This is a genomic window from Acinetobacter sp. ABJ_C5_2, from assembly GCF_044538485.1.
GTDB classification, from domain to species: domain Bacteria; phylum Pseudomonadota; class Gammaproteobacteria; order Pseudomonadales; family Moraxellaceae; genus Acinetobacter; species Acinetobacter nosocomialis_A.
Genome location: NZ_JBIUCS010000049.1, coordinates 1 through 10,311, shown reverse-complemented (window position 1 = coordinate 10,311; position 10,311 = coordinate 1). Strand labels below are relative to the sequence as shown.

Genomic DNA, 10,311 nt, shown 5'->3' with positions numbered 1-10,311 from the left:
CATTTACATATTACCACTCATAGATACTGTGATTTTCATCATTTTAGGTTTGGGATAACCTAAATATCTTTTGGTAATTTTATTGAACCTAATATTTATTCTTTAGGGAGAAGTTATATCTAGCATTTATTTTAAACTCATTGATTTTAATACATTTTATTATATTTTTTATTTTAATTATTATAGAACTTTTCGAACATATAGAATTATTAGAAAACAATAACTTAAGAAAGGGTTTTGCAACCCAATCTTATGTCACTTCGGCAAATGGTAATTTAATACCTACGTCCACATCATTCCAAATAATTTCATGTCCAGCTTCATAATGTTCAGTCATTTTCTTACTCGAATGTCCAGCTAATGCCTGAGCAGATTTACCCGCTTTTTTATGCAAGAAAATAGCCAGAGCTCTAATTTCGTGGAAGGTCGGTAATTGTCTTCCTGTTAAGTTTGGATATGCATTTGACTTCTTAACAGCTTTTAAAAAGCTAGATGATAAATACTGATTATCAACTTGGGTCCAGTGTTCTTTCTCATATTTTCTCTTTTTACCTTCTTTCACAGGAACACGGTGAATAATGAAAGGACTATCAATTTTATCCTTACAACGATTTAAAACATTCTGCAGTTCATTATCAATTTTAATCCTTACATAACCGGCACCTTCAGAAATCTCAAACTCATCTTCAGGGTTGTCAGTGGTTTTTTCCTGAGCAACGTGCAAGTAGCCATCTTGAATATCGGTCCATTTCATTTTCAGGATATCGACTCGTCTCTGTGTGGTTAGCAAGGCCAAGTCAATCGCATTTTGAAGCCATGTAGGAGAGTGCTTACGAACAAGCTCTAAACCTTCCAATGTGTGTCTTCTACGTTGCCGTTTTATATGTTTGGGCATCGTCGCTTCAATAGGATTATCTGGACATAATCCTTTGCTGACAGCGACATTAAACAGATCAATTAAAACTCCACGACACCCGTTACTGGATGATGCTGTCATATCATCTAAAAGTTGATTGGCTATAAAAAGAGTGATCTGGTCTATTCGTAAATCACCCCATTTAAGTTTGCATCTTTCCAGATAAGATCTATAACTTTCAATTGTTGTGCTGGCTACTGGTTTACCATCTTTACGTCGTTTATTCGCTAGGTAGTCATCTGCAAATTCACCAAAAAATACTCCACCCATGACTTTACCAATTAGGTCATCTGACGGAATGAGTAATTCATTTAGTTTTCGAGCTGCTGTAATCGCTTTTGATTTATCAGAACCCATTGAATGATACTTACCCGTTACAGGGTGACGGTAGCGCCACGCACTACCTTGGCCACGGTAAAGATTAGCGGGTAAGTCTTTGTTCTTTGTATTACGAGGCCTTGCCATCTCAACCTCTTAACACACGGTCTACGAGCTCATTACCGGTACGTTTTCGGTAAATTTCCCAATCTATGTACCAAATTCGGCCAATTTGTTCGGCCGGTAATTCACCACGTCGGCAACTACGGGTAATGGTTTGCGGGGCTGGAGGTGTTGCATCCTTGCCGCCGTAAACCCGTTTAATGAACTCAGATACTTTGATTAGACAAGCCATAGGTCTTCCTTACTTTCTCCAAGTTGCTTCTTTAAATTTCGCTTCATCAACTAAGTTATCAATTTGAGACGGGTTCACATTGTCGTAGTAATGGTTCATTAGGTTGCCGAACACAATTAGAGTTCGGGCTGAGGATGAGTAACGGAAGCTCATATGAATTCCTCCATGGCTTCAAAAGCCTGTTTACGGGCAGAAGCCTGATTCTTGAGTAAAGAGATATGAGCATCCTTAATCAGCTCATTGCTCTGCATAACACGTTGTTTAGCGTGGAGGGCAGAGGTCGCTTCAATGCGACCTCTAAGAGTGCCGTTGCCGTGTAATTTAGCAACATACCTAAAGATATAGGTATTTAAGCGCTCCAACCCTCCATGTCCTTTTTTGCGGTGCAGGCATTAAGTATGTTCTGCTCGTATTTGGTCCCTTTGAAATAATTGGCAGAGTAGTCTAAATCATTAGGTGACTGAGCGGCTTCGATGTGTTTAAGCGCTATTTGATATTCGCTTTCTAAAGTCTTTTCTTGCTGTTCAATCAGTCGCTGCTCATTTGCTTGCTGAGCTTGTTGTGTCTGCTGAATGATTTTTTTAATACCTTCACACGTCTCTTCAAACACTTGTTGTTTCACATCATGCAAGCTATTAAGGCTCCGCTTTTGACAGAACTTCTCAATATCAATGCCAGCCTGCAGCATCAAATGCTCAAGCTCTATAAACTGGTTTCCAGTGATACATGCGTTAGCAGATCCGGAAAGTAGCCATTGTTTTAGTAAAACACCGTCATGTTCACTTAACTGGCGTGGTTCTAAAAATAGACGTGAACGGTCTTTAGTTGCTACAGCAATGTTGTCATGAGTGAGATCAAGGACAGTCGTAAATTCATATTCAATACCATCACGCTGTTCAGCCTTCATACCAACTTTTTCAACCTTCTTTTTGCCGTTGTCATTGGTTTGAACTGTTTCCATTTTTGAACGCATAGTCACAATGATGTTGATACTAGATCGAAGCATTGCGTCAATAAATTTGCGATGACGCGGGGTAACCTGACTCCACGCGCCCCAAGAGTTACCTTTAAAGGATGTCGACGCTAATTGATCTACGATTTCCAAACAACCTCCTACACCAGACCATTCGTGTGTAATGCTGTCTAAAATTAAAGTATCGAAGTTTGCATTTTCAGCAGCCTTAATGACCTCAATAAACTTTTCAGGTGTGTAGGGCGGTTGAATATTTGCATGTTCAAACTCAACCAAATCTTCATATAGTTCAGCACTACTATTTTCAGTATCTGCAACAGCAATACGGCCTCCAATACCTTTAGCTAAAACTAATGCTGTGTATGTTTTACCTGAACCAGTCGGGCCCGCTATCGCTAAGCGTAATTTCGCGTTTTTACGTTCTGCTTTTTTAAAGAAAACTGACATATTCAAAATCTCCTATCGACTGCCCGTAAAGCCGCGCTTCTTCTTATAAACTTTGCGATCGTATGAAGGGATGTTGCTAAGTTGTAAGGCAACTGCTAATGCTTTCTTGCGCTGAAAGCTAATCTCATTCATTAAGGCTGTATAAACCTTAGGGCGCTTTGCCTTAAACTCTTCAACATTTAAAGGAGTCTTCACTTCACCTTTTACGGTGTACAGAACACTGCCATTTGCATTAGCTGCATATACAGTCCAGCCAATACGCACAGAGTAGAGACCAGTTAAACGGTCAAGGCCTATAAAGCTTTTGATACCGTCTGGATGTGGTTTGAATTGAGCATTCATGATTAAGCCGCTCCTTTTGGTTCTTCATAGATCCAAACTTTAGGATTGCTATCAAACTTTGCAGAAAATACACCTGTACCTTTAGTGCGAATAATTACACCTAGATCATAGGCACACTGTTTTTCAGTAATTGGGTGGCCTTTAGCCGCCATGCGGCTTACAACTTGCCATGTGTACGGTTGTTTGCCTTCTTTATTGATTTCGATAACAGTTTGCAAAACTGTTTGTTGGCGTTCAGATAGGTTTAATGCTGAGTTAGTCATGATCAGCCTCCCATCATCCAAGATGCTGCAGTTACAGCAATTACCCAGAGGATGAATGCAAGAGTAATAAACTTAATAAAGTCGATTGCGTTGGCTTTGATGGTGGCGAAACGAGAAGGGCGCTGTTCTTCAATGGTTGGGTGTTGATATAGGCGTGAAGTCGTTTGACTAGGAATAGGGTTTTGTTTCATACTTATCTCGCAGTTTGCAAAAGCCCCGTCTCCGTCCAAAGTTTCGGGGCTTTTTATTGTTTGTGAGATTAATATAAGAAAACTTAGTTTTTGAGTCAAGTGAAATATAAGTATTCTTAAATTATTTTTTAAGTTAACTTATTTTAGTATTTATAAATGATAAAAACCCATCAATAAGATGGGTTTTAAAAATGCTAAATACTATTCAGGATTTTTTTATGTTTTAGAAATATTTAAGCTACCAAAATTAAAAGCTGTAATATCTGCAATTCTAACTTGAATTGGTATTCCGTCATTGTTAGATGAAGGTATGAACTTGTCCCCATTTACATAATAAGCATTTTTTAAGAACAAATAGTTTTGTAAGAGATACTCTGGAACCTCTTTCGAATCATATTCTTCATCTGGTAAGTTATTAAATTCATCTCTTGGTTTCTTGATAACTTCATCATATACTTGCTTCCAAGTAGAGGTTAACTCATGATTAAAATATTCCTCTTCTGAGACAATGTTTCCAGTAATAATTTGACCTGAAACTACTAGGGTTACATGCACATCTAAAGGATTTCCTTCGCTATACAAGTTGTTAATGATATTTTTTATTGATACTAAAAAAGCATTAGTTCTCGTAGATTTATACATTTAATTTGCTCCACCCGATCTATTCTAAAGAACCGTGTCGGGTCACGGTAAATATAATCATGAAAAACAATGAATTAAATTATTTAAAAATGACTATCTCATTAATTGTTATAGGTATGTCATTTTTTACACTTCAAATGAACAAAATTCTGGTCGGAGCTTGTTATGGTGCAGCTCTTGTCCTCTTTTTTATTTTCATCAACTTGAAGATAAAGAGTGTAGCCAGCAATAGAAATGGCAATAGCAGATAAAAGGTTGGTAATTACCCCATTCCAATTTTGTGCAAAAAAAGACAAAAATTTTTTAAAGATACTTATCAAGTAAACACAAATGCTAGCAGTCCAATGTTTACTTGGCTTTCGTGTGCCTAAGTAAGTATTGGTTAGAGGGTCCCATCTCATATTCCCAGGATCACCCGTATACCAATTTAAAATCGTCTTTTTTATTTTTTTAAACATATATTGCCCTGTAAAGTTAAATGATTGAGCTTAACTTTTACGAATTCTTCTTTTTGCTCGATAGGTATATCTCATTGAATCAATAACCTGACCAATAAAATGGCAGTTTTCATCAATTGGAATAATATTAGGGTGGAAGTTTGGATTTATTGCTTGAAGAAAACGAGAACCATCACTTTCAATAACTAACTTCTTAAAAGTTGCATCTTTATCATTTCTAACAACAATGATATCCCCAGATTGCATATCTGAATAATGAACAGTCGGGTCTACAACAATGTAATCACCTTCAATAAAATCTGGCTCATTACTTACACCTCTTACTTTGAGATAAAAACATTTTTCACAGTCATCAGGTAAGGGAAACCATTCAACCACCTGAGACATATCAACAGATTCAACATTGGTAAAGTTACCAGCTTGAACCCACGATAACACTGGCGCCATTCGAGCTTGCACTGGGGCTATATTTGTAGACTCTTTTGAAGGGACTTCACCTTTACCAGTCAAAATATATTCTGACGTAACTCCAAATGCATTCGCCATTGCTTCTAGCGAACCAGCTTTAGGTAAATAGCTATCTTTTTCCCACTCTGTTACAGCGGGCGAACTAACACCTGCAATCTTCGCTAATTGCACTTGAGTTAATTTTTTAGCTCGTCTAAGCGCACGTATGCGTTGGCCAATAGTATCTGTATTCATATAAGTTATCTTACATATTGCTTTTATAAGTTTTCTTTGATTAAATAATAAGAAATCTTATTTTTAGAGGGTGGTTATGTCAAAAGATGAAGCATTTAAGTTGCTTGGGGTAAATGGTGTTGGGCTGGCTGGATTGTTAGGCATTGAGCCATCAGCAGTTTATCAATGGCCTGACCAGAAAATCCCATTAGTCCGAGAGTATCAAATTCGCGATTTAGCCGAAGGAAAAGTACCCCTAAAACATAAAGCTGCTGGTGAATAAGGAACTTTTTATGAGCCTTGAAAAGAAATCTACACATGTGCGTTTGTCTCCTGAAAATCATGAACGAGCGAAAGTGCTTTCAAATATTAAAGGTAAAGATCTAGCCCAATATCTCGCTTGGCTACTTGAAAAAGAAATAGCGGGTGAGTGGCATGTTCTGAGTATAGAGGCTCGAAATATGGAGCGCTTGGGAATAGGGGCTTTAATGAGGGACTTAAGTACAGAGGTATTTATCGCAGAGGGATCAGAAGGGATTCATGGGAATCCAGACAAAGAAAAAGCCTGATGGTCGAGATCAGGCTTCTTAATTCATCAATTTGGAAACCAATGAATATGCAAAATAATTTATCAGAACAACCAAGCGAACTCAATACACAGGAATATATAGTCGGTGACATGGTGGTTGTTAATGAGCTGGATCATAACGAAATTTTTGAAGTGTTTGGATTTTACTACAGCACACCTAAACGACTTTTTGTTAAGTCAGCGTGTGGGAAGCAGTTAGCTCTACCAATTCAATTCTTTAGATCGGCATCAATTGCTGAGTTAGAAGCAAAACGTCGATTAACTGCAGAAGAATTAGCACGGGCGGAGGTGTGATGAGTAGTTTAAAACATCCGCTTATCCGTTATCACGGTGGAAAGTTCCGGATTGCTGATTGGGTTATCTCACATTTTCCCGTCCACAAAACTTATGTTGAGCCATTTGGTGGAGGAGCATCCGTTCTATTTACTAAAGAACCTAGCGTTATTGAGATCTATAACGATTTAGATAATGAAGTCGTGAATTTATTCAAAGTACTTAGAGAGCCGGAGCAACGAAGATGTTTAGAAGAGAAATTGTATTTAACGCCATTTGCTCGCACTGAATTTTATGATGCCTACGATGAAACCGAGGACGCTGTAGAAAAAGCGAGAAGGATGATCATTCGAGCACAAATGGGCTTTGGTTCAGCTGGAGCAACTAAAGGAAAAACTGGTTTTAGAATGGCGGGAGGCCGACAAAAGAATTATGAAATAGCGTTATGGGAACGTTATCCAAATCGATTATTACAATTTGCTGAGCGCTTAAAACAGGTTCTTATTGAAAACCAGCCAGCTGCAAAAGTAATTAGCCAATATGATGATGAGAACACATTATTTTTTGTGGACCCACCGTATGTAAGAAGTACTCGAACATCAAACATGACGGCTTATCGATATGAAATGAGTGATCAGGACCATATCGATTTATTAGATCAATTAAATCAGGTCAAAGGTAAAGTCATTTTATCGGGTTATGACCATGAGATTTACAACTCACGCTTAACACACTGGGTAAAGAAAACTAAAGCTGTACAGGCCTCAGGGAATAGAGGTGGTGTGAGTCGCCAAGAATGCCTTTGGATTTCTCCAAATGCCCAACAAACCGATTTATTTGGAGTGGGCTTATGAGTCTAGATGCCACAGTACAAGATGAAAGAATCTATTGTGATATTTGTCATACAAGAGAAATCTTTTACCCGATTTATCGGTTGAGTTCTCGAATTTGTTTATGTGTCGAGTGTGCTCGTGAAGTCGCAAATCTATATGTGTATGACTTCGAATGTCGCTGGATTGATCATGATTACGCAACCAAGTATGGAGAAACCACTAAGCGCAAATCTCGCAGAACACTTCCTAAAAGAATCAGACAGTCTGTTTTTGAAAGAGACAACTTTACTTGTCTGTATTGCGAATGTACCTCAGATCTAACCATAGACCATATTGTGCCAGTCTCTCGTGGTGGTGGAGATGAGATGGAAAATCTACAAACCTTATGCCGGGTGTGTAATGCAAGAAAAGGGACAAACCTTGAAATGGAGAAGGCGAAAGTATGAGTAAGTTCGTTCCAAACTCATTCATGGTTGCTAATGCTTTTGTTGATGAAGCAATGAATAAGATTAGCGATGCTTCAGTTAAGATTTATCTATTGATTGTACGAAAGACACGTGGCTGGACAAAAGAGAGTGATGCGCTTTCTCTTACACAATTGGAGGAATTGTCATTAAAGAGCCGTCCAACAGTCGTTAAATGTCTTAATGAGTTAGTCAAAGTGGGGTTGATCAAGAAGCATCACCAATCTAAATATGGGAATGTTTATTCACTGATTGATCATTACAACATTGGTGAGCTTATCAAATTCCCTAGTAAAAAAATTTTACTAGTTCAAGAATTCAGGCCTTTTAAAAATGAAATAGTTAAAAATTTTAACTACCCCAAAACTGCATATCAGACTAGTGAAAAGGTAGGGGAAATCTGTCTGAACTTTCCTAGTAAAAATTCTTTACTAGTTAAAAGTTTTAACCAGACTAGTAAAATTTTTTTACCGCAACTAGTAAAAATTTTTAACACACAAAGTAACACTATCAAAAAACACTCTCAAAATAAAAAAAAGAGCTGGTTGGTTTTGAAAAATTTAAAAGATCAAATTGTTTCGGCAAGTGATTCGATTGCAGTTGAGACTATTCTCAAGGCGAAATGGTTCAAACGAGAACTTGATGCTTTTGAAAGTTTCAATGAAGGGAAAAATCATTCACCTGAATTCAAGACTTATCTCTTTGCTGACTGGTTGCTGAATGCGTTAGCGAAATACCAAGCACGTGAACAGGCAAAGATCCAAAATACAACGACGCAGGTTCGAGTCCCGCAGGGGATGTCAAATCAACTCAGCGACAAACAGGTTCACACTTTCGCTCAAAAACTTTCACAACATCCTGAGTTCGCAAGTCAGTTTGCAGCTGCAGGGGAAAGCTACGATCAACTTGCAGCTCGTATCGCCGTAAAACTTAGCGATCCGGTTCAGGCCAAACAATGGGAGCCGTATCTCAAGCAAGTCGGGTTCAAAGGCTCATTGCAGGGGGTGGCATGACATCAATGAGCCTTGCTGAATACCGTGAATTATTTCCAGTGAAGACAAAGAAACGCCGTTCAGCAAAGCAAGGTACCAGACAGCCAAGTGAAGGCGAGACGTTACTGGCAACACACTTGAGAGCATGCAAGATCAGTTTTGAGCAGGAATATAAATTCCATCCAAAACGCAAATGGAGAGCAGATTTTCTAATTACCGGCAAAAAGATTCTAGTGGAAGTTGAAGGTGGTATCTGGATGGCAGGTGGTGGGCGTCACACAAGAGGCAAAGGTTACATCGGGGATATGGAGAAATATAACTCGGCGGCAATGATGGGTTTTACAGTTTTACGGTTCAGTACAGAGCAAGTGAAGTCAGGTTTAGCAGTTCAGCAGATAGAGAAAATGGTGAGTGAAAGATGAGTGCAGCTTTAAAAACACAACAAATGGATTGGTCTAAATACACTATTGATGGATGGTTGGAGCAGTTTGGCGCTTGGTGCGAAACGGTTCGTATGAAGGGTGGGGATTTACCAGATGGTCTTCATATCAATCAAATTTACTGGTTAATGCGTGAAGCAGACAGAGAGCTTCCAAAAGGTAAATCTTACATTCGATGTGAGATAAACAATTATGAAGCAGACCAAATACAATCAATACTCAAGAATGTATTTAAATCTGAAAAATGTGATTATATAACTAAGTTTGCTGTGATGTGCCTTGTTAAGCATAAGGTAGAGAATAGATCATTGAGCTCAGTTGCGGCTATTACCAATCAATCTAAAGGCCAAGTGAATATCATGGTTAGTTGTGCTAGATTCTACCTTCTTGGTAAATATAATTTTCTAACAATGGAGTGAAAATGAGAAAAGCAGAAGCTGTATATGCAACAACAATGGAAGAACTAATTTTTCAAATTAACAACTGGTTCACTCTGTTGGATAACGAGTTAAAAGACTTTAATCTAATTTGTGTAAGTCATTGCCACCCAACTGATCAACACCCAAAATATTCAGCAGTAATAGTTTATGAATTTAAGGATTGACTCGTTTAAACGCATACTATAGTATTTCTGATATAGTGTGCTTGAGTAGTCAGGTTCACTTGCGTTATTCCAAAAGCTCATTTAAAGATGGGCTTTTTGCTTTTAGTGCAAGACATAAGTTTTCTCAAACTAATGGAGGCATAATGAGCCAAAATCAAGAAAATAGACGTAGAGATTCATGGGAAAATGGTGGAAGTGAACAGTTTGAGCCAACCTTTGAAATGTTACGTAAGCTTGAAAAGCAAATAGAAAGTTTGCCAAAAGGCTCTAAAGAGCGTGAAGATAAGCAAAAAGAGTATGATTCTAAGCGAGAGTCTGCTTTTGAAGCTTACGATAAAGCGACTGATTTCTAAAACACAAAAAACCTCCTTAAGGAGGTTTTCTTTTATGCATTGTTGCAGTCGAAAATAGGTATAAATCAGTTAGTAGGAATAGTAAAAGGTGTAACAGATAAAATTTTTTTATATAATTTATAAATTATATATTTGAGTTAAAAATTGTGAGTGAAAAATCTAAATTTACACCTAGAG

Annotated in this window: 19 protein-coding genes; 10 read left to right on the top strand and 9 right to left on the bottom strand. The window is 37.9% G+C overall.

The annotated features are described in order from the left end of the window. Positions 1 to 250 precede the first annotated feature (250 nt). The 9 genes from ACH8JV_RS18885 to ACH8JV_RS18845 form a co-directional block, all read right to left on the bottom strand. On the bottom strand, positions 251 to 1,381 hold the full coding sequence (locus tag ACH8JV_RS18885) for a phage integrase Arm DNA-binding domain-containing protein (protein WP_396523147.1): 1,131 nt from the start codon (positions 1,379 to 1,381) through the stop codon (positions 251 to 253). A gap of 1 nt (position 1,382) precedes the next feature. Next, a complete protein-coding gene (locus ACH8JV_RS18880) occupies positions 1,383 to 1,589 on the bottom strand; it encodes a hypothetical protein (RefSeq protein WP_005047321.1) in 207 nt (68 codons plus the stop codon). Positions 1,590 to 1,598: 9 nt separating this feature from the next. Beyond that, entirely contained in the window at positions 1,599 to 1,742 is a 144-nt protein-coding gene (locus ACH8JV_RS18875) for a hypothetical protein (RefSeq protein ID WP_002045195.1), read from the bottom strand. Between the two features lie 196 nt (positions 1,743 to 1,938). Continuing rightward, positions 1,939 to 3,009: an ATP-binding protein gene (locus ACH8JV_RS18870; RefSeq protein WP_289738697.1), complete on the bottom strand. Its 1,071-nt coding sequence runs from the start codon at positions 3,007 to 3,009 to the stop codon at positions 1,939 to 1,941. A gap of 12 nt (positions 3,010 to 3,021) precedes the next feature. After that, the gene (locus ACH8JV_RS18865; protein WP_396523144.1) at positions 3,022 to 3,351 is read right to left on the bottom strand and encodes a hypothetical protein; all 330 of its coding nucleotides are present in this window, start codon (positions 3,349 to 3,351) and stop codon (positions 3,022 to 3,024) included. A 2-nt stretch (positions 3,352 to 3,353) separates the two neighbouring features. After that, positions 3,354 to 3,614 carry a hypothetical protein gene (locus ACH8JV_RS18860; protein WP_396523142.1) on the bottom strand — a complete coding sequence of 87 codons (261 nt, stop codon included), beginning with the start codon at positions 3,612 to 3,614 and terminating at the stop codon, positions 3,354 to 3,356. A gap of 2 nt (positions 3,615 to 3,616) precedes the next feature. Further along, positions 3,617 to 3,805, bottom strand: coding sequence for a hypothetical protein (locus ACH8JV_RS18855; RefSeq protein WP_396523140.1), 189 nt, complete (start codon positions 3,803 to 3,805; stop codon positions 3,617 to 3,619). 216 nt (positions 3,806 to 4,021) lie between these two features. Beyond that, positions 4,022 to 4,447: a hypothetical protein gene (locus ACH8JV_RS18850; RefSeq protein ID WP_396523138.1), complete on the bottom strand. Its 426-nt coding sequence runs from the start codon at positions 4,445 to 4,447 to the stop codon at positions 4,022 to 4,024. A 488-nt stretch (positions 4,448 to 4,935) separates the two neighbouring features. Further along, positions 4,936 to 5,607 (bottom strand): LexA family protein, encoded by a 672-nt coding sequence (locus tag ACH8JV_RS18845; RefSeq protein ID WP_396523136.1) that lies wholly within the window; start codon positions 5,605 to 5,607, stop codon positions 4,936 to 4,938. A 76-nt stretch (positions 5,608 to 5,683) separates the two neighbouring features. Here ACH8JV_RS18845 and ACH8JV_RS18840 point away from each other — a divergent pair, with 76 nt between their 5' ends. From ACH8JV_RS18840 to ACH8JV_RS18795, 10 genes are all read left to right on the top strand, one after another. Next, positions 5,684 to 5,869: a Cro/CI family transcriptional regulator gene (locus ACH8JV_RS18840; RefSeq protein WP_396523134.1), complete on the top strand. Its 186-nt coding sequence runs from the start codon at positions 5,684 to 5,686 to the stop codon at positions 5,867 to 5,869. Between the two features lie 10 nt (positions 5,870 to 5,879). Continuing rightward, the gene (locus tag ACH8JV_RS18835; protein ID WP_396523132.1) at positions 5,880 to 6,155 is read left to right on the top strand and encodes a hypothetical protein; all 276 of its coding nucleotides are present in this window, start codon (positions 5,880 to 5,882) and stop codon (positions 6,153 to 6,155) included. 41 nt (positions 6,156 to 6,196) lie between these two features. Beyond that, entirely contained in the window at positions 6,197 to 6,469 is a 273-nt protein-coding gene (locus ACH8JV_RS18830; RefSeq protein ID WP_396523130.1) for a hypothetical protein, read from the top strand. Further along, positions 6,469 to 7,302, top strand: coding sequence for a DNA adenine methylase (locus tag ACH8JV_RS18825; RefSeq protein WP_396523128.1), 834 nt, complete (start codon positions 6,469 to 6,471; stop codon positions 7,300 to 7,302). The genes ACH8JV_RS18830 and ACH8JV_RS18825 overlap by 1 nt, the downstream gene beginning before the upstream one ends. After that, entirely contained in the window at positions 7,245 to 7,727 is a 483-nt protein-coding gene (locus ACH8JV_RS18820; protein ID WP_396523127.1) for an HNH endonuclease, read from the top strand. The genes ACH8JV_RS18825 and ACH8JV_RS18820 overlap by 58 nt, the downstream gene beginning before the upstream one ends. Next, positions 7,724 to 8,758, top strand: a complete 1,035-nt coding sequence (locus tag ACH8JV_RS18815) for a replication protein (RefSeq protein WP_396523125.1) — start codon at positions 7,724 to 7,726, stop codon at positions 8,756 to 8,758. Before ACH8JV_RS18820 ends, ACH8JV_RS18815 begins: the two co-directional genes overlap by 4 nt. Continuing rightward, complete coding sequence (locus tag ACH8JV_RS18810; protein WP_396523123.1) at positions 8,755 to 9,159, top strand: DUF559 domain-containing protein; 405 nt, start codon at positions 8,755 to 8,757, stop codon at positions 9,157 to 9,159. The genes ACH8JV_RS18815 and ACH8JV_RS18810 overlap by 4 nt, the downstream gene beginning before the upstream one ends. Next, on the top strand, positions 9,156 to 9,596 hold the full coding sequence (locus ACH8JV_RS18805; RefSeq protein ID WP_396523121.1) for a hypothetical protein: 441 nt from the start codon (positions 9,156 to 9,158) through the stop codon (positions 9,594 to 9,596). Before ACH8JV_RS18810 ends, ACH8JV_RS18805 begins: the two co-directional genes overlap by 4 nt. 2 nt (positions 9,597 to 9,598) lie before the next feature. Then, positions 9,599 to 9,781, top strand: coding sequence for a hypothetical protein (locus tag ACH8JV_RS18800; protein ID WP_396523119.1), 183 nt, complete (start codon positions 9,599 to 9,601; stop codon positions 9,779 to 9,781). A 143-nt stretch (positions 9,782 to 9,924) separates the two neighbouring features. Further along, positions 9,925 to 10,134, top strand: coding sequence for a hypothetical protein (locus ACH8JV_RS18795; protein ID WP_396523117.1), 210 nt, complete (start codon positions 9,925 to 9,927; stop codon positions 10,132 to 10,134). The last annotated feature ends 177 nt before the right edge of the window (positions 10,135 to 10,311 follow it).